This window comes from Algoriphagus sediminis (assembly GCF_030403435.1).
In the GTDB taxonomy this organism is placed as follows: Bacteria; Bacteroidota; Bacteroidia; order Cytophagales; family Cyclobacteriaceae; genus Algoriphagus; species Algoriphagus sediminis.
Genome location: NZ_JAUEPH010000004.1, coordinates 376550 through 396414, shown reverse-complemented (window position 1 = coordinate 396414; position 19865 = coordinate 376550). Strand labels below are relative to the sequence as shown.

The 19865-nt window shown below is 37.5% G+C and carries 16 protein-coding genes; 15 read left to right on the top strand and 1 reads right to left on the bottom strand.

What is annotated here, in order from left to right:
* The first annotated feature begins 190 nt into the window (after positions 1-190).
* The 4 genes from QVH07_RS11040 (at position 191) to QVH07_RS11025 (ending at position 3752) form a co-directional block, all read left to right on the top strand.
* The gene (locus tag QVH07_RS11040; protein ID WP_290000375.1) at positions 191-1291 is read left to right on the top strand and encodes a hypothetical protein; all 1101 of its coding nucleotides are present in this window, start codon (positions 191-193) and stop codon (positions 1289-1291) included.
* Positions 1292-1501: 210 nt separating this feature from the next.
* Positions 1502-1870 (top strand): four helix bundle protein, encoded by a 369-nt coding sequence (locus QVH07_RS11035; protein ID WP_290000373.1) that lies wholly within the window; start codon positions 1502-1504, stop codon positions 1868-1870.
* A 188-nt stretch (positions 1871-2058) separates the two neighbouring features.
* On the top strand, positions 2059-2973 hold the full coding sequence (locus QVH07_RS11030; RefSeq protein WP_290000371.1) for a polysaccharide deacetylase family protein: 915 nt from the start codon (positions 2059-2061) through the stop codon (positions 2971-2973).
* Positions 2974-3194: 221 nt separating this feature from the next.
* Positions 3195-3752, top strand: coding sequence for a transposase (locus QVH07_RS11025; RefSeq protein WP_290000370.1), 558 nt, complete (start codon positions 3195-3197; stop codon positions 3750-3752).
* A 181-nt stretch (positions 3753-3933) separates the two neighbouring features.
* Here QVH07_RS11025 and QVH07_RS11020 read toward each other — a convergent pair whose 3' ends face one another.
* Positions 3934-4866 carry a GNAT family N-acetyltransferase gene (locus QVH07_RS11020; RefSeq protein ID WP_290000369.1) on the bottom strand — a complete coding sequence of 311 codons (933 nt, stop codon included), beginning with the start codon at positions 4864-4866 and terminating at the stop codon, positions 3934-3936.
* A 653-nt stretch (positions 4867-5519) separates the two neighbouring features.
* On the opposite strand from QVH07_RS11020, the gene QVH07_RS11015 reads away from it, so the two are divergent.
* From QVH07_RS11015 to QVH07_RS10965, 11 genes are all read left to right on the top strand, one after another.
* The gene (locus tag QVH07_RS11015) at positions 5520-6350 is read left to right on the top strand and encodes a polysaccharide biosynthesis/export family protein (protein ID WP_290000368.1); all 831 of its coding nucleotides are present in this window, start codon (positions 5520-5522) and stop codon (positions 6348-6350) included.
* A 1-nt stretch (position 6351) separates the two neighbouring features.
* Positions 6352-8808 carry a GumC family protein gene (locus QVH07_RS11010; RefSeq protein WP_290000365.1) on the top strand — a complete coding sequence of 819 codons (2457 nt, stop codon included), beginning with the start codon at positions 6352-6354 and terminating at the stop codon, positions 8806-8808.
* A complete protein-coding gene (gene kdsB, locus QVH07_RS11005; protein WP_290000364.1) occupies positions 8808-9530 on the top strand; it encodes a 3-deoxy-manno-octulosonate cytidylyltransferase in 723 nt (240 codons plus the stop codon). The genes QVH07_RS11010 and kdsB overlap by 1 nt, the downstream gene beginning before the upstream one ends.
* 96 nt (positions 9531-9626) lie before the next feature.
* The gene (locus QVH07_RS11000) at positions 9627-10439 is read left to right on the top strand and encodes a polysaccharide biosynthesis/export family protein (protein WP_290000363.1); all 813 of its coding nucleotides are present in this window, start codon (positions 9627-9629) and stop codon (positions 10437-10439) included.
* 8 nt (positions 10440-10447) lie between these two features.
* Positions 10448-12895, top strand: coding sequence for a GumC family protein (locus tag QVH07_RS10995; RefSeq protein WP_290000362.1), 2448 nt, complete (start codon positions 10448-10450; stop codon positions 12893-12895).
* A gap of 244 nt (positions 12896-13139) precedes the next feature.
* The gene (locus QVH07_RS10990) at positions 13140-13535 is read left to right on the top strand and encodes a four helix bundle protein (protein WP_290000361.1); all 396 of its coding nucleotides are present in this window, start codon (positions 13140-13142) and stop codon (positions 13533-13535) included.
* A gap of 179 nt (positions 13536-13714) precedes the next feature.
* Positions 13715-15025 carry a nucleotide sugar dehydrogenase gene (locus QVH07_RS10985; protein ID WP_290000360.1) on the top strand — a complete coding sequence of 437 codons (1311 nt, stop codon included), beginning with the start codon at positions 13715-13717 and terminating at the stop codon, positions 15023-15025.
* Positions 15026-15068: 43 nt separating this feature from the next.
* On the top strand, positions 15069-16304 hold the full coding sequence (locus QVH07_RS10980; protein ID WP_290000358.1) for a lipopolysaccharide biosynthesis protein: 1236 nt from the start codon (positions 15069-15071) through the stop codon (positions 16302-16304).
* Positions 16301-17554: a hypothetical protein gene (locus QVH07_RS10975; protein WP_290000357.1), complete on the top strand. Its 1254-nt coding sequence runs from the start codon at positions 16301-16303 to the stop codon at positions 17552-17554. The genes QVH07_RS10980 and QVH07_RS10975 overlap by 4 nt, the downstream gene beginning before the upstream one ends.
* A gap of 23 nt (positions 17555-17577) precedes the next feature.
* Positions 17578-18651 (top strand): glycosyltransferase, encoded by a 1074-nt coding sequence (locus tag QVH07_RS10970; protein ID WP_290000354.1) that lies wholly within the window; start codon positions 17578-17580, stop codon positions 18649-18651.
* Between the two features lie 45 nt (positions 18652-18696).
* Positions 18697-19860, top strand: a complete 1164-nt coding sequence (locus tag QVH07_RS10965; protein ID WP_290000353.1) for a glycosyltransferase family 4 protein — start codon at positions 18697-18699, stop codon at positions 19858-19860.
* The last annotated feature ends 5 nt before the right edge of the window (positions 19861-19865 follow it).

The following is a 19865-nucleotide window of genomic DNA, read 5'->3' as shown; positions in this document are numbered from 1 at the left end:
AATCAACATTAAGTTTTATTGACAACTGACAACCCACAACAGATAACGGATAACGGATAACCGATAAATGCTCGGCGCAGTAATACTTATATTGATCCTTTTTGGCATTAGCCAGCCGGTACTGAGTAATCTTCAGAAACGGCATAAATGGCTGAAAGCAGGGTTGTTAAATCAACTTTTTTGGTATCATATGTTCTTTGGATTGGTGTATTGGACCTATGCTCAGTTTAATAGATCTGATTCTGTAGTATACTACGAAAGCTATAAACACTACAATAATTGGTTTGATGCATTTCATGAGGGAACCCAATTTGTGGAATGGTTGAATTATCCCTTTGCCAATTGGCTGGGCTTTAACTATGATATGATGATGTTCCTTTGTACTTGGCTGGGGTACTGGGGCTTTGTTTATTTTTATTGTTTTTTTAAGGAAAACCTACGCTTTAATCCCAAGTTCGAAGGTTGGGATGCGATTACCCTGTTTATGTTTTTGCCAAATATGCATTTCTGGACAGCCTCTTTGGGCAAGGGAGCCATAATTTTTGCTGGGATTGGCTTTTTGGTTTATGGATTGTCCTGGCCTGCCAAACGACCTTACCATATTGCATTTGGAGCATTTCTCACCTATATGATTCGCCCTCACATACTCTTTGCTACACTCATTGGAATGGGAGTAGGCTTTGTTTTGGGTAGAGAGAAAGTCCCCGTCTATCAGAAGTATCTGGTTGTGCTTTTCGCCATAGGTATGAGCATTTATGTGTATGAAGACTTGATTTCCTTTTTGGGATATGACCCGAATAATATTGTTGAAAGTTTTTATGAGGAATCCGCCCTAAATAGGCAAAGGCTACAATCTGCAGGATCTGCTGTTGATATGGGTTCCTATAGTCTACCGATGAAGCTGTTTACTTTTTGGTTTAGGCCGCTATTTATAGACTCTCCGAATGCCATAGGTCTGGTGGTTTCCATGGAGAATGCACTTTACATCTACATGTTTAGCAAGATCCTGAAAAAGGATTTTATCACCTACATCAAGCAGGCACCTGCTATGGTGAAGATGTCCGGAGTGGTATTTATTTCTATTTCTATTTCCATGACTTTCGTAATGTCGAATCTGGGAATCATTATCCGTCAGAAGTCACAGATCATGTATTTCATGCTCTTTGTGATCGTAGCCTTTATGGACTGGCAGAAAACAAACCGGATTAAGAAAAGAGGTGAGATTTTTAATAGGATTGTGGAGGAGGAGAGGAGGAGGCTTGAGGAGGAAAGTTTAGTAGTTGAGAAGTAGATTGGTTGATATGAGATTGAGAGAATAGGAGAATAGGGATTTGGGAGGACCGAGCGTTAAAAAATGATTGAGTATCATTTTAGCGAGGGGCCAGGATGCGGGGAGGGTGTTGAGATTTGGGGTCAGGGATTAGTTGATTGGTGATTAGGGGTGAGGTATTAGCTGATTAGTGGTTAGGGATTTGGAAATAGTTTATCAGGAATAAGGGTTTTGGATACTTTTGAGGATTTAAAGTGTTGGCAGGCGGCACAAACACTGAAGAGAAGAATTAAAACAGAGGTGTTAAATAACCTTCCTACAAAAGAAAAATATGAGTTGCATTCTCAACTACTGAGAGCGGCTAGGTCTGCTACCGCAAATATTGCTGAGGGTTGGGGCCGGTACCACTTTTTGGATAGTAGAAAATTCTTTTATAATTCTCGCGGTTCCTTAGCTGAAGTATTAGATCATTTAATTGAAGCCAAAGAAGAGGAATATATCTCAGAAGATACTTTTCAATCTTTGAAAGAGGAATGTCAGAAATCTCTGAAGATTCTTAATGGATATATCAGATACCTCACAGAAAAAAACAGAGAATGATTTCTTCACTCATATGTCTGGAATACAAAGTACCTAATCCCAATTCCCTGATCCCTCATTTTTGTTTCTCTATTCTCTAGTTTCAAACAGTCGATTCCTCAATTTTAATTTAAATCCTTACTAAAATCAAAAACGCCACCTTCACAATAAGCCTCGACTTCGAACTCCTTTGGGGGATATTTGACAAAGTGGGAACCAAGTATAAACCTGAGTACTTTTCGAATACGCGGGAGCTGATTCCTCGCATGCTGGAGATGTTTGTAGCTCATAAGGTGGAGGTTACCTGGGCGACGGTAGGGATGCTTTTTGCGGAAAATGAAGAAGAATGGAAGGAGTATTCGCCCGAATTTCAGCCTTCTTATCGGGATAGGGAACTATCGGCCTATCACTGGGTGAAGCAATATGGAATTAAGCCTGAAGTGCATTTTGCTCCGGAGTTGGTGAAGATGATTTTGGATACTCCGGGACAGGAACTGGGTTCTCATTCCTATGCACATTATTACACTTTGGTGCGTGGGCAAAGCCCCGAGCAGTTTCGGCAGGATTTACAGGCTACCCAGGAAATTGCAAAAGAGAAATTTGGCCTTAGCCTTGAGTCGCTGGTCTTTCCCAGAAACCATATCAATGAACTTTATCTTAAGGTTTGCTTAGAGGAGGGTTATCAGCAAGTGAGGGGAAATCCCAAGAATTGGTATTGGCAGGAAACCCAACATGAAAGCTTTAGCAAAAAGCTCTTCCGATCTGCAGACTGCTTTTTCCCGGTAGGGGCCAAGACTTCCTATGGATATGATGAGATGGTTCAATATCCGAATGAACCCTTGATTATTCCTGCATCGAGGATATTTAGACCTTATTCTTTAAAGAATGGATGGATGAATAGCCAAAGATTAAAGCGAGTGAAGGATGAAATGGCATTTGCAGCAGAAAATGGAGAGGTTTATCATCTTTGGTGGCACCCTCATAATTTTGGTTCAGCCCCTCAAGAATGCCTCAAAGAATTGCAGGAGATTTTAGATTATTATGATTTACTAAGGGAGAATTTTGGAATGCAATCCCTGCATATGGCTTCCCTTGGCCAAATGATGAAAGAAAAAGTGATTTGAAAAATCAAAAGAGCTCCAAATCCCCCAGTGACCGCACCCATGGTCTGTGTCCTCACAGACCATTTAATTCACTCACAGATCACCTCACCCTTGGTTTGTGTCTCACAGTTACTTTAGAGCTCCCCCCCCCGTGGTCTGTGTCCTCACAGACTACTTAATCCTCTCACAGACCAGATAATTCCCTCACAGACCACTTAATCCCCTCGCAGACCACATAAGTTATGACCCCTTTAACTGAAAACATAAGGAATTCGCAAATGGATTTAGAGGAGGTTTATTTTTGGACCGACACGATCAAGGATTGGATAAAAGTACTTTCCAAGGATGCATATAAAGGGGTCTTAATTTCCTCACTTCAGGAATTGGTGATGAGAGGAAAAATAAAGATTTATGCATTTGTGATCATGCCGAATCACATTCATTTAATTTGGGAAATGATGGAGATGAATGGAAAAGAGATGCCTCATGCAAGCTTCAATAAGTTTACAAGTCATCTTTTAGCCAAAAAAATAAAATTCGAAAACCTTTCGCTTCATTCAAGATTTTTGGTGGATGAATCAGATCGAAAAGTTCGCATATGGCAGCGTGATCCTCTGGCGGTTCTGATGGACACCAAGGCGAAGGTAGAGCAGAAGATCAAGTATATACATTTGAATCCTTTGCAGGTACATTGGAACTTAGCGGTCAGTCCGGAGGCGTATAAATGGTCTTCGGCGAGATTTTATGAAGGTGGCCAAGATGAATTTGGAATTTTAACAGATTATCGAGAGAGATTTTGATGTGTTTTAAGACACAGACCATGGAGAAGGTAGGAATTCAGTGTTCGGTGGGGACACCGACCACGGTGAGGAGAAGGTAGGAATTCAGTGTTCGGTGGGGACACCGACCACCGTGAGGGGATGCAGTCCAGGCATATGGCGTCTCTTGGCCAAATGATGAAAGAAAAAGTGATTTGAAAAATCAAAATAGTTCCAAATCCCCCAGTGACCAGTTCCAGGAGATTTCAAATGGATTGAGGTCTGGATTGACCTGTCTTAAGGTAACCAATGGTCCGGCTTTGAGAATTGGGATGGGGCCTAAGTTTATTTCTTTTTGCTTCGCAAAGCTTAAACCCGAAAAGGACGTAAATCTCGCTCCAGATAGATTTTGTGCCTCACTCAGTTGAGCTTTCAAATCTTCAATTTCTTTTGGGTTTAAATCTCTGGTTTTAAAGAAATCACAAATTCTTATTTCTCTACCGAGCTTACCTTCTTTGATTCGGTAGAAAAGAAGATAGGATTCAAAATCGCTTAAATAGTAGTATGGAAAAAGCGGACAATCCAGATACCTCCATTTCAAATACCCTTTCTTTAAGGCAGTACCATCACTTACTTCATCCCGGTCTTCAATCTGACTCACCAAACCCTCAATATCCTTCCAGGGTAGAGGGTCTAGCGGATGGGTGTTTTTTCCAGAGTTAAGATGAAAATGAAGTTTAAGAGGAAGTTGACCCCATTTTTCCCATCCCATCTTCAGGTAACCCGGGGTACTTTGCTTATTGGGAGTGTTGTAAATAAAGTCAATACCCTGTTCATGAATTTCCTGGATCAGTTGAGTGGTGAGGGTTTTAAATATTCCCTTTCCCTGGTAATCGGGATGGGTGGCAGTATCTACGGCCCTACAGGCTTTGTAGGTTTTGCCGGAATGAATAAAGTCCCAACGGAGAAAGGCTCTCACTCCGATAAGCTTTTGGTCTTCTTCAGCCAGCAATACAGGTGATTCTCCAAAGGGATTATGAATATGCTTCCATCGCCAAAGGTTTTCAGATTTTGGAATCATGGACTCGCCCAAGGACTCTTTTAAGAGCTGAATAATAGCTGGGATATCTTCTTCGGAAGCTTTTCTGATTTGCATAACTGAGGCGCAAGATAAGGGATTTGGGTTTAGTGATTGGTTGATTGGTGATTAGTTCATTAGAGAATAGGGATTAGGAAATTAGAGAGGAGAGAATTAGAGATTAGTTAATTGGTTAAATGTTTTAAATGTCATTTCGAATCCCTGAAAGGGTGAGAAATCTCTTCTGGGGTTTGGATATAGATTTGGGATAGTTGATTAGTGATTGGGAGAATGAGAGAATAGGGATTTGGGTTTAGTGGTTAGGGATTAGTTGATTAGTGATTAGGAGAATGAGAGAATGGGGATTTGGGTTTAGTGGTTAGTTGATTGGTGATTAGTTAAGTAGGGATTGGATAGAAGAGACTAGGGAATGAGAGAATGGGAGACGGAGAGACTAAGAGACTTAGAGAATAGGGATTAGTGATTAGGAAATTGAGATTAGTCATTATTAAATCCAATTAGTAATCTCAAACACATGAACAAAATTCGTTAACCGTTAACCGTTAACCGTTAACCTTTAACTCTTTACCTACAACCCTGAACCCTAAACCTTGAACTCTGAACTCCGAACCTACAACCAAAAACCTACAACCTATCCCGATAGCTATCGGGACCAACACGGACAACATATAACCTAAAACTTCTATATTTAGCCCATCAATTTACCCTTCATGAGAAAAGTTTACTTGATAATTTTTTTGGCGGCAGTTTGCGCGAGCTGTATCAGCAATAAAAGGATCACCTATCTCCAAAATTTACCCGAGAATGAACCCATTGAGCTTGAGGAATTTATTCCTTATGCAGAAGTAGATTATGAATATGTGCTTCAGCCTTTTGATATAGTGGAAATCAGCTTTGCGTCTAGCAATGAAGAATTCACCCAGGCCTTTTCCTTTCAAAACAATACCGGAAATCAGGGAAGAGTAGGAGGTATGGGCGGCGGTGGTGGAGGCCAAGGTGGATCTGATCCACTTTATTTCACAGGGTATTCAATTGATCAGGAGGGAATGGTGGAGGTGCCAAAGCTGGGAAAAATCAAGATTGCAGGATTAACAGAGGAGCAGGCGAAGAATTTGGTGCAGAAGGAGATCAATGCCTTTTTTAAGGAAGAGGTATATGTTCGATTACGAATAGCCGGAATTCGCTATACCACACTTGGAGAGTTTAATAGTGTTGGTATTCAGATCATTTTTAAAAATAGGGCAACTATTTTCGATGCTCTGGCAAACTCAGGTGAGACCACCATTCTAGGAAAGAAAAATAAAATGTTTCTGATCCGGCAGTATGATGATGGAGTGAAAATCCATCAAATCAACCTAAATGATCGTGCTTTGCTTGCCAGCCCATTTTATTTCATTCAACCCAATGATATTTTGTATCTGGAACCCATGAAAATACGCCAAATTGGTACAGCTGATAATCTTACTGCAACTATGGCTTTATTTGCGGGACTATTGGCATCTACCTTGCTAATCATTAATTTGGTCTCTGGAAGTAACTAATATGGAGAAGTTAGATCTCAGCCAACTGGATAATGAAGAGAAAGCCTTAGAAATAAGGTATGTGGTGGCCAAATACCTTCGCTTTTGGCCATGGTATGTGCTCTTTATTTTCGTCTTTTTTGTGGGGACTTTCCTTTTCCACAGATACACGGTGGATGAATTTGAGGTGAATGGTTCGATGGTAATCAAAACCAATGATTCTCCGGAGTCCAAAATTTTTGACCGCTCGAATATTTTTTCCACAGGCCTAAACCTTCAAAACGATATCGCCCGACTGAAGTCAAAGAACTTAGCTCTTAATGCATTGGAAAAAGTGCATTTCGATGTGGAGTACTTTGCCAAGACAAATATCAAAGCCATTGAGCTTTACGATAGATCTCCGATTAGAGTAGAAGTGGATTGGGAACACCTTCAGATTACCGATACTCCAATAGAAGTTCAGATTCTTTCGGATGATACATATAAGTTGGTTCCTGAAGAAGATGACTTTTTGGGTATGAACGCTACCGCTTCGGCAGGTGATGAATCGATTTATAATAAAACCTACTCCTTTGGAGATGAGATTAGCACAGCAAGATCCAAGTTTACTGTTCATCTGGTGAATCCAGGGAGAGTAGGAGATGCCGTGGTGGTGAATTTCAGGAATCCATTAGAATTGGCGAATGAGTATTCAAACAAGGTTTCGGTGGGTCTGGCTAATGAATATGGATCTGTTTTGAATATTAGTCTAACCACGAAAGTGGTTGAAAAGGGAAGCGATTACATTAATGCGCTGATGCTTTCCTACATAGAATTTGACCTTAATGAAAAAAATCAGATTCAGGAAAATACCCTGGCCTTTATCGAAGAGCAGCTGGGTTTCCTTGAGGATTCCCTGAAAAATAAAGAGCAGGAACTCCAGGAGTTCAAAGTGGAGAATCAGTTACTCGATGTTTCAGCAGAATTTTCCAATATCCTTGGAAAAATGAATATGCTGGATGAAACTAAAGCAGAATTAGACTATCAGCTCAATTACTTCAGGCAGATCAAGGGCTACATGGATTCCCGCAGCAAGGATTACTCTAATGTGATTGCCCCATCCGTAGTTGGAGTTCCGGATCCACTTTTGAATGGTTTGATTACAACTTTGGTCACCCTATCACAGGAAAGAAGAGAGCTTTTGGCTTCCGTAAGTGAGAGGCATCCCGAGGTAATCAAGATTGATGTGCAGATGATGGAGGTTCAGGAAGCTCTGGAAGAAAATATTGATAACCTGATCGCAAATACGCAACAGAAAATCCAGACTATAGATAACGATATCGCAGTTTATGATGCTGAATTTTCAACCCTTCCCGAATCAGAATCCCAATATTCGGGAATATTCAGAGAGTTTAAGCTGAGGGAGTCTCTTTATACCTATTTATTGGAAAAGAGAGCCGAGGCAGGGATTGCGATGGCTTCGAATGTGTCGGATAATTCTATTTTGGATCCAGCCAAGAAGGGCACTCTTGTTTTCCCAAAGAAGCAGCAAAACTACGGTTTAGCAGTCATTTTGGGTTTCCTTGTTCCTTTTGGCTTTATCGTGGTCAAGGATCTATTTAATGATACCATCAAGGACCAGAGAGATCTGAAAAAGCATTTTATGATTCCCCAGCTTGGGGTCATCGGTTTTAGTGAAAAGGATACCAATAAAGTGGTTTTGGATCACCCAAAGTCGGCCGTTTCCGAATCATTTAGATCGCTAAGATCGGCCATTACCTATCTGGCAAGCAATAAAGCTTCAAAGAAAATTTTGGTTACCTCCTCCGTCTCGGGAGAAGGGAAAACATTTACCTCATTAAACCTGGCTTCTGCCATGGCATTGGGTTCCAAAAAGACAATTGTGGTAGGAGGAGACTTGAGGCGGCCGAAGCTTGCTACCTATTTTGGGGGTGATGAGAAAGTGGGGCTTTCCACGTATTTAATTGGAAAAGCTGAGGCTCGTGATATTATTTGTGATACTGAGCAGGAGAACTTATGGTATGTTCCATCCGGTGTAATTCCTCCAAACCCTGCAGAATTATTACAAACACCCAGGCTTAAAACTTTCCTTGCCTTTCTCGAAGCCAATTTTGATATCATCATTTTTGATACGCCTCCAATGGGATTGGTTTCTGAGACCATTGATCTGATGCGTCTTTTCGATATCAATCTTTATGTAGTCAGACAAAGCTATACCGTTAAAGATCACCTGGTTATGATAAATGACCTCTTTAATAACAAGCAGGTGGTGAATGTATATGGAGTCTTTAATGGCATCGTGAATTCTGGTTACCATTACGAGGGCTACAATTACGGATATGGTAATACCTACCTCTATTCCCAGAACAACAAGTACATGTATAATTACTATGGGGATGATCTTGAAAACAAAAAGAAGTTGATTAAGAAGAAGGATTGGAATCTCTTCAAGAAGATTAGAAAGGCTTTTAGAGTTTAATGAAAACAGTCGCCTTAATTCCCGCAAGACTCAATTCCACTCGCCTTCCGAAAAAGCTTGTTCAGGATCTTGGGGGTAAATCTGTCATTCAAAGAACCTATTTGAGTACTCTGGGAACTGGTTTGTTTGATGAAGTCTGGGTCGTGACTGACTCAAGTGAGATCGAAGGGCAAATAAAAGAGTTAGGAGGAAATGTCTTTATATCCCGAAAGGAACATGAAAGTGGATCGGATCGTATAGCTGAAGCGTTGGAAGAAGTGGAGGCTGATTTGGTTGTAAATGTGCAGGGGGACGAACCTTTTCAGGATAAACCTACTCTCAAATCCCTTATTGAAGTATTTAGGGATGAAAAAGTGAAAATGGCTAGTTTGAAAACGAAAATTTCATCTGAAAAAGCCGATAATCCTAATGTGGTGAAGGTGGTGACGAATTCGAATAATGAGGCTCTATACTTTTCCCGTTCTAAAATTCCTTTCAATCGGGATAATTCTAAAAATGTGCATTATTGGAAGCACCTGGGGATTTATGCGTATAGAAAGGAAGCCTTGCTGAAACTTACTTCAGCTCCTAAGTCGGCTTTGGAGCAAGTGGAAATGCTGGAACAGTTGAGAGCATTTGATTTAGGTTTGAAAATAAAAATGGTAGAAACTTCTTTTCAACCGATTGCAATAGACACTCAGGAAGATTTAGAAAAGGCCATAAATAAGTTTTCGTTAAAATAGAGGATTTCTTTTTGCAAAATCAGCAATTAAGTAGGTTGAATAAGGTGAAAATTTATACTTTTACCACGTTTTAATCCGAAGCATCAAAGAGTTTATATGAGTAGAATTTTACAGGCAGGCTTACCTTTTTTGGTGTTAATTCTTATTTCCAGCTGCGTTTCCAATAAAAAAATCATCTATCTCCAGAATCTGGAAGAGAATGAACCCATTTCTGAGGATTCTTTGATCACCTACGAAATCCCGGAGTATAGGCTACAGTACAATGACATCCTTGATGTAAATGTACAGACCATTGAGCAGCTGATAGAAAATGGCTTTAACGGCGAAAATATACCTATGAATGCTCAAATGGGAAATGTAGCTGGACAGAGCGGTGGTGATATTTACTACATGACGGGGTATACCATTGATACTAATGGCAATATTAGACTACCTATTGTTGGAGAAGTAAATGTAAAAGACAAGACCATTGATGAAGCAAGAGTGGCCATTGAAGAAAAATTAAAATCTATTGTAAAAACCGAGCTTTATGTAAAAGTGAAGCTGGGAGGAATTAGATATTCTGCTTTAGGAGAATTTAGACGCCCAGGTAAGTTCGTAGTTCTGCAGGATAGAATGACCATTTTTGAAGCCATAGCCAATGCCGGAGATTTGAGTCCTGTTGCAAAACGAGATGAAGTGCTCTTAATTCGTCAATACCCTGATGGCACCAAACTTCATAAGATAGATCTTTTGGATCGACAAATAGTTGAGTCTCCATTTTACTTTATTCAGCCAAACGATCAGATTTATGCTGAGCCCATGAAGGTGAGAGAAATAGGTGCAGGTGAAAATGCAGCTGAATCAATCGCTCTGGTAATATCAGCAATTACTGCTTTGGCCCTGATCCTTAACCTGATTAATAATTAAGGAATTACATGTATTCAAATATTCCAAATAACGGAAATCAGCAAGCAAACCCTTTTGTTGCGAACAAGGAGGATGAAATTGATCTAAAGGTTTTGCTTTTTAATTATCTGCAATACTGGCCCTGGATTGGGATTTGTATGTTCCTGGGGATTGTCTTTGCATTTGCGTTTAATCGCTACTCAACACCGATTTATCAGATTCAATCCAGTGTTCTGATAGAAGATGAGGAAGCCTCCCTAGGGATGGATCTTTTTGAATCTGCAGGATTTGGAGGATTTCAGGGACAAAGCAACATTGAGAATGAAATTGGGATTCTTAAATCCTACACTCTGGCTGAGGAGTCAATAAATGCTCTGGATTTAAATGTAGAGTATTTTGAAGAGGGCTTTGTACGGACAACAAGACGCTATGATAACCCGGCCATTCTTGTCTCTGTGGATTGGAACCAAAATCAGCTTGTTGAGGGTATGTTCCGTTTGGAGGTGCTCAATGATGAATCCTTTGAGTTGACAATTGAAAATGACGAGTTTAAAATTTTTGATCCCAAAGATCCATATTATAAAACTCAGCCTAAAAACCAGGTAAGGTTATCCAAGAGTATCTATAATTTTGGAGAGGAAATAAGAGGTGAGGACTTTGCATTCACGGTAAACCAGGTGTCGTCTCTCGCAGGAGATAACCTGTTATTTAGATTGGTGGACTCCCCAAGTCTGGCGCTTAAATATAGAGAGGATTTAGCCGTTGCACCCACAAACAAGCAGTCAGCCATTCTTACCCTGACTTTGGAGACCCCCGTTCGTAGACTTGGTGAAGATTATATCAATAAACTGATGGAAATGTACCTTCAGCGTGAGCTTGGTGAAAAGAACAGGGCATCTGAAAGTACCATTGAATTTATTGATGATCAGCTAACAGGTATATCAGCAGATTTGCAGTCATCTGAAAGCCGTCTTCAGGAATATAGAACTGAAAATCAGGTTTTTAACCTATCTCAAGAGGGTTCTGTAATTTTTGAACAATTACAAGAACTGGAAAAAGAAAAGAGCCAGACCGAACTTAACCTGAGGTATTATCAGACCCTGAAAGACTATTTATTATCAAATCAATCAGGAGATCTGGTTGCTCCATCACTTATAGGAGTGGCAGATCCATTATTGAATAGTCTGGTTGAATCTCTGAGTGAATTACAGGCCGAAAATGAAAGGCTCACTTCTAATTTCACTGAGGAATCACCTTTCGTCAGGGAAAATCAAAATAGGATAGCGAATTCCAAAAGAGCTTTGCTGGAAAATGTGAATTCTGCTATCGCCAATACCGAAAATGTATTGGCTGACTTGAATAGCCGAATTCGAATGATCGAGAGCGATGTGAGTTCTCTTCCCGAAACTGAAAGAAATCTGATTAGCATTCAGAGGCAGTTTACGATCAACGAGAATATTTTCGTTTATCTGCTTCAGAAAAAGGCGGAGGCTCAGATTACTATGGCAGCCAATATGCCAAAGAATACCATTCTTGACACGGCGAAAGCCGGACAATTACCTATTGCACCAAAAACCAGTCTTAATTTGCTTATAGGATTAATTCTGGGCTTTATTGTGCCCATAGGTTTCATTACGGTTAAGGACTTTTTGAATACAAAAATTGAGGATCCCAAGGAGCTGGAGAAGCAGATAAAAGTACCTCTTATTGGAATGATTGGTAGAAATCAATCAGAGGATGCTATTCCGGTATTAAATAATCCCAGGTCTTCTGTAACCGAATCATTTAGATCGCTTAGGGCAGATATGTCCTATCTTAGTCCAAGCCGGGATAATCTTACTATTCTATTTACTTCTTCAATTTCCGGAGAGGGTAAGACCTTCGTATCCATTAATGTGGCCTCTGTTTATGCCCTGATGGGCAAGAAGGTGATTCTTCTCGGCCTGGATCTTCGGAAACCAAAAATTGCTGAAGATTTTAATCTTCCAAATGATGTGGGTATGAGTACCTGTTTGAGTAGTGACACAGATTGGAGAAAAGCAGTAAAACCCACGGGTTATAAAAACTTTGATGTATTACTTTCGGGGCCTATTCCTCCGAACCCGGCTGAGTTACTTTTACAGGAAAAATTTGGCAAGATTTTGAGAGAAATAAAATCAGAATACGAAGTGGTAATTTTTGATTGTCCTCCCGTTGGATTGGTATCAGAAACAAAGGAATTATTCGCCTTCTCTGATATCAACTTCTTTGTGTTCCGTCAGGCATACTCGATGAAAGGAAATACACAAATTCTAAATAATCTGGTGGAAAAGGGAGGGGTGTCCAAGATTTACGGCATTCTTAATGATGTGCATGTGGATAAAGGTTACGGGTATGGATATGGATACGGGTATGGTTACGGTTATGGAAACAACTCTTACGGGTACCATGAGGAAGCCCAACTGCCTTGGTGGAAAAGAGCTTTAAGAAGGAAGTAAACTCAAATAACTTATTGATAATTTAGAATTAATTAGGATGGCAAGCTCATTGCTAATTTGCAACTCTATTTGATCTAGTTATCAAAAATCTTAGGGAACGGGTTTCCCGATTTTTCAAGAATTTTTTGCTAAGTCCCTGGGACTGAAAGGGCGAAGCTGTATCGAGCGCAAGGTTAAGTCTAATCGAGTTTGGAAGTTAGGATTGGTTAATCTTTTAATTGTTTAAAGGTTAATTGAGGTCAAAATGTATTTTTCTTATTCATTTGAAAAATTAGAGGTTTATAAATTGGCCAGGAAGTTTAGAATTGAAATCAAGAAATTGACTCTAAATTTCCCGAAAAATGAACGCTTCGAACTTATCTCTCAGATCAGAAGATCCAGTTCAAGTATAGCCACGAATCTTGCTGAAGGTTCCGGAAGAGCTAGCCTAAAAGACCAAGCCCATTTTACAAATATTTCTTTCGCCAGTGCATTGGAAACAATCGATCATTTAAGTTATGCTTTGGATATGAAATACATTGAGAATCAGCAGTATGAGCAGCTGAGAAATAATCTTGATATAATCATAAAGAAGTTAAACGCTCTGTATAAGTATCAAATTAACTCTTCAAAAGACTTAAAATCAAGGGTAAGGAATTAGGTTAGTATTTCGGTTAAACTTTTAATCCTTAATCAATTAATCCCTAATGAGCTAACCCCCGAACCTCGAACAAAGAACCTTGAACATTCTTAATTGTATTTGATACCAACTCGGAACATTGAACTCCGAACATTGAACCTCGAACCTGAAATCCAAACCCTAAATTCGTCACTTCTTCCATGCTAAAACCATTAAATGAAAGTAAAATCGCCATTATCGGCCTTGGTTATGTAGGTCTTCCCTTGGCAGTTGCCTTTGCTGAAAAATTCAAAACAGTAGGCTATGATATAGATCCAAAGAGAGTGGATGAACTGCAAAAAGGTCATGATCGGACCTTGGAGGTAGAAGACAGTGATCTTCAATCAGTACTTGTTGAAAACCCTTTAAAATTAGAAGAAAGAGGAAGGGGACTGCAGGTTACGGATGCTATTTTACCCATTTCCACAGCAAATATCTTTATCGTAACTGTTCCTACCCCAACAGATAAACACAATCGCCCGATTCTTACTCCTATGCTCAAAGCCTCGGAAGCCATCGCGAGAGTACTAAAAAAAGGGGATGTAGTAATTTATGAATCCACCGTTTATCCGGGCGTAACGGAAGAAGAATGTGTGCCGGTTTTGGAAAAAATTTCAGGTCTGAAATATAATGAGGACTTCTTCGCTGGCTATTCTCCCGAGCGCATCAACCCTGGAGATAAAGAGCATACAGTAACCAAAATCCTCAAGATTACTTCGGGGAGTACTCCTGAAGTAGCAGATTATGTGGATGAGCTATACAAGTCAGTAATCACAGCTGGTACGCACAAAGCCTCCTCCATTAAAGTAGCTGAAGGGGCAAAGGTGATCGAAAACTCCCAGCGGGATATCAACATTGCCTTTGTCAATGAACTGAGCAAGATCTTTAATCTATTGGATATCGACACGCAGGAAGTCTTAGAAGCTGCAGGAACAAAGTGGAATTTCCTTCCTTTCCGACCTGGACTGGTAGGAGGGCACTGCATTGGAGTTGATCCTTATTATCTCGCCCAAAAGGCACAAGAAGTAGGCTATCATCCGGAAATTATTTTAGCAGGACGTCGACTCAACGACTCCATGGGTAAGCACGTGGCTACCGAGGTAATCAAGCACATGATGCGTAAGGACCTGAAAGTGATTGATGCTAAGGTTTTGATTTTAGGCTTTACCTTTAAGGAAGACTGTCCGGATGTGAGGAATACTAGAGTGATCGATATCTACCAAGAACTCAAATCCTTCGATATGGATGTAGATATCTATGATCCTTGGGCTGATCCAGCTGAAGTTAAGCATGAGTATGGCTTAGAAATTATCAATGGCAAAACCAAAGAGAACTTAGATCAGTACTCTGCGATTATTTTGGCTGTGGCACATATAGAGTTCAAATCTTGGCAAATCCAGAAATCTGATAATCAAGTGGTGTTTGATGTGAAAAGTATATTACCTAAACAGAAAGTAGATGCAAGACTTTGAATTTGAATTTCCATATGATAATGGCTACTTATACTAATTAAAGGTGAGTGTAATAATAATTAGAAATCTTTTTAGTAGAGTTGGTTTTGTCACCTTAGGTAGTATTGTCTCTTTTATTTCTGTTCCCATAATCTCACGTGCCTTGGGGCCAAATGATTATGGTATTTATAGTTATGCTATTGCTCTAGCCGGTTATGCATTTTTACCTGCAAATTGGGGTTTTTTAGCAAAAGGAATTAGAGACGTTGCAAAATCTCCGGAAGGTGGTTTAAAAATTGTTGAAAGAATAACACCTGCTCGCCTTTCTTTATGGTTTTTCGGGGGAATTATATTGCTTCTTATTTTTCCTTCGTTTGGTTCCATTGAAAATTTTAAATATATATCTATGGCGATACTTATTAATTTTGGTGTTGCTCTTTCGATAGACTATTTTTATTATGGACAAAAAAAAGCATTTTTACCAAGCTTCAGTTCATTTTTTGGTCAATTTTTTTTTTTAATTATGCTACTTTTATTTGAAGGCCTTATTAATTCAATATTAATTGTTCTTCTCTTTAATTTTTTTGGAAGATTGATTGAGGCTGTGATTTTAATCGTTCCCGTAACGAAAAAAATAATCATTCAAATGAAATTATTTAGTTTGAAGAAAGGTTTTTATCTGTTAAAAGGCAATTTCTTATTAGGATTAGGTGCGAAGTCAAACTTCTTTGTTTCTTCTTTGCCAATCATAATAATTCCTCTTTTTTTGGCTTCAAAAGATGTAGGAGTTTATAGCGCTTCATTTAAGTTGTTTTTGGTTTTGACAACTCTTCTTCATTCCATAAATTTGGTCTTTTCTCCTTGGATTGTTGAATCTCAAAATAAGCCATTGTCTGTTAGGAGAAGAATGTTTGGAAATCTATTATTTCTATATTTATTCATTGGTGTTATTTGTTCTTCTTTTTCCATTGTGCTAGGTGATGAAATTATTGATATATTATTTGGTAAAAGTTTTGAAGATTCGAAGATTATATTTAAATATTTTTGTATTTTTTTAATGCCCCTCTGGCCAATCTATGCCCTATTATCATCTTATTTAAATAATCTGGAAAGAGACAAGGCTTATTTTAACGGTACAATTCTTAAATTAATTGTATTGGTTGTTGGTTTGTTTTTGTTTATCCCTCTCTTCGGGCTAAAAGGCGCCGTGTTTTCAATAGGTTTGGCAGTGTTAATTGTGACAACTTATTATTTTATTCACGTTTTTTCAATGCTAAAGAAAAAAACTATTCTTCCATGAAAGTTTTTTTAACAGTATTGATTGTTATATTTACAGGTGCCCTAGGTTTGTATAATTTCCAATCAGATGCAATTTTTTTTGGTTTGCATTCTTATGACTTGGCAATTGCTTTATTGAATATTGTATTTATTTTATTAATTTTAATGAATCCAGTCTTTTCTAATGCACTGTTTTCAACACCTTTTACTTTTTTCACAATTATTTATTTTTATGTTTTAGGTATTGTTCTTTTCATGCCTTTTAGAGGTGATATTAATATTTTTATGTCATTCCGTGTAGGTAGAGATTTCTTTATCCTGCCCCTATTTTATCTGTTAATAAATGATATTATCAGGAATGACAATTTTAGCTATTATAAAAATTTATTTTATTTTCTAGCAATTTTTACTTCGATTCAAATATTATTAAATTCAATCTCTCCTGAATTAGTTAGTGATTTATTTCAAGAGGTAAGGGCTCGAGAAAGGTACAAATATGAGTTTCAAAGGAATGACTTTATTTCGAAAACTATGCTATTTCCACATTTTGGTGCGATTTATATTTTTTTTACAATTCGAAATTCTAACAAAAATAATATAGTTAATTCGTTACTGCTATTATTGTTTTTGATGGCAGTTGGTTTGCAAGGATTTAGGTCTTATTTGTTAGTATTGAGTTTGTTATTACTTTTGTATCTAGTTTTACAAATACAGTCTAAAAAAGTATTGCGATTGTTATTTTGGGCCTGCCTTACATTTCCTGTTTTGCTAGTTTTCGACTTTGTATGGTTGAATGGACAAATAACAAATAAATTCATTTCTATTCCCTTGGACTTTGTATCAAGATCGGACGAAGGTAGTACTACCTTTGGAAGGATTGAACTTGATTTGATTTATACGATCCCTAGATTTTTAGAAAAACCAATTTTTGGGTGGGGCTTTATTCATCATAATTCCGGATATGGTAAAGAAATTGGACTTTTAGATACTTCTATTGCTGGTAATCGAGCTTTTACTCTATATTCTGTTGATTCTGGTTACCTTACTTTGCTTAATTATTTTGGTATTTTTGGTGTTCTGTTTATTTTAATTTTTTATATCAAGTTTTTGCTATCCCCAAATTTCAAATACTGTCGATATATTCTTTTATTTTCTTTTCTTCTTTTACTTTTAACTCTTCCTACGCATGGATCTTTTTACTCTGATTTTGGGCTTGTTCCTTTTACATTTATTATGGCTTTAAGTATTAGTAGAGGGCTATCTCTAATTTAATATTCGATTTACTTCATTAGGATATGAGAATAATATTATTTCTACCTAGTTTAGGGAGAGGAGGAGCTGAAAAAGTATTTGTTAATTTGGCTAATGAGTGGTCATTAAAACATGATGTAACTCTTATTACGCAATATGAAAATGAGTTTTATTCTGACCAATTGAATTTTAGTGTAAATAGAGTACGTATTTCCACCAATAAGTTATTGGCTTTGTTTGATTTAATAAAGCTTATTGATACAATTCGTCCAAAGTTTGTTTTATCTACTTTAAATGTTCCTAATATTCTCAATTTTGCTGCTAGTTTGTTTACAAGAAGCAGATACTTAGTTGTAACTAGGCAAGCAGAACAATTACAAAATTATTGTAACTTTGGGGGTAAAATTATAAAATACTTACTTAGATTGAGCTTTAAATATTCGGGATTGATAATTTGTAATTCAAGATCAACAAAAGAGAGTTTAATTGTTAGTGGCTTCGTTAAACATAAAAGAGTTGTTACAATTCAAAACCCGGTTATATCTGAAAATATAAATGAATTAGCTAATGAAGATTACGTTGTTCCGAGTTTTTTAATTGAAAAACGGTTTATACTATCTGTAGGCAGACTTGAAAAAGTAAAAAATTTTGAACTATTAATTAAATCATATGCTTTAAGCCAATTATCAAACTTGTGTTATCTTGTAATTATTGGAGAAGGTACTCTACGGTCCAATCTTGAAAGTTTAATAGATTCGCTTGGATTAAATGGGAGAGTGTTATTATTGGGTAGTCAAAATAATCCTTTTCCATTCTATAAATTCGCGTCATTATTTGTTTCAACGTCTTTATGGGAAGGCTTTGGAAATGTTTTTATTGAAGCAATGGCTTTTAATTTGCCTATTATCGCAACCAGTACAGGTTCAGCTCCTGAACTTTTAGGTAATGGTAAATATGGTTATATTTTGAAATCTTTTTCTGAAACGGAATTATCTAAGCTTTTGTCAGATTTTTTTTATAATATGAAATCTATTGAGCCAATCGATAAACATGAATTAGAAAAATATAGGGTTTCCTATGTTTCGGGTTTATATTTGAATAGAATTTTGAACTTTTGAGACTTTAGATGTAATAATCGATCATTTTATTAAACTCTAAATGTTATGTTGAATATTTTATATTTGGAGAGTTGTAATTTTTTAAACTTTCCAATTGGTGGTACCTTAACTTTTGCTAAACAATTTGTGCACAGCGTAGATGCGAAATTTTATTTGGTTGGATTTGGTGATGATAATGAACCTGTAGGAAAGTGGTTTAATAAACAATTTAATGATAGGACAATTAGTTATTTTTCTATTGGGCCAACTTCACAAGTGATACATAGCAAGCTACCTAAACGATTGATTTCATATTTGATGCTTAGGAAATATATTAAGTATATTCATTTAAATGCATATTTTTATGATGTTGTATTCACCCAAACACCACAATTCGTTTTTTTGTTAAGTGGATTAAAATGGAAGAAAACAGTTTTTTGTTTTGCAGGGTTAACGAATTCAGTTGAAAATTCTAGGTTTAAGCGTTTGCGTTTCTTAGGAGGAATGTATGAGAAGAAGCTTTTTAATGATCTTAAGAAGAACTTTGATTATATTTTAGCTGCGGCTGATAGAGAGTCTATTTTGCAAAAAGAGGAAAAGTTCAGATTGCGTGAGAATAGTATCGTTTTTTTTCCAACGAGGTTTAATTCAAGTATATTTTATCCTTATGAAAATACTAATATACGGTATAGCTTGCAAATTAAGGAAAATGTAAAACTTATTGTTTCAGTGGGGAGGTTATCTTATGTCAAAGGGTGGAAAGATTTAATTGAATCATACCGATTCTTTCTCATGAAGGAGCCAAATTCAAAATTAATTTTTATCGGTGATGGTGAGGATGAAGAGGATATTCGCATTTACGCTAAAGATGAAATTGAAAATGAAACCATACAATTAATAGGTAGAAGAAGCCCTAATGAAATTTCACAGTATTTAAATGCTGCTGATATTTTTGTTATGTTCTCATTGTTCGAAGGCTGGCCGACCGCTATGACTGAGGCTCTCGCATGTGGTAAAAATATTGTTACATCCAATGTGAGTGGTGCGAAATATATGGTAGAACATAATGTCAATGGCTTTGTTTTAAAAGATAGAAATGTTAAAGTTTTTTCTGAATTAATGAATAAAGCCTTGAGATTGCCAAATCCTAATAAAGTAAGTATTGAAAAATCTAAGTTGTATTCTTCGGATAGATTAAATTTTGATTTTTATAACATTATTAATAACTGATGTGG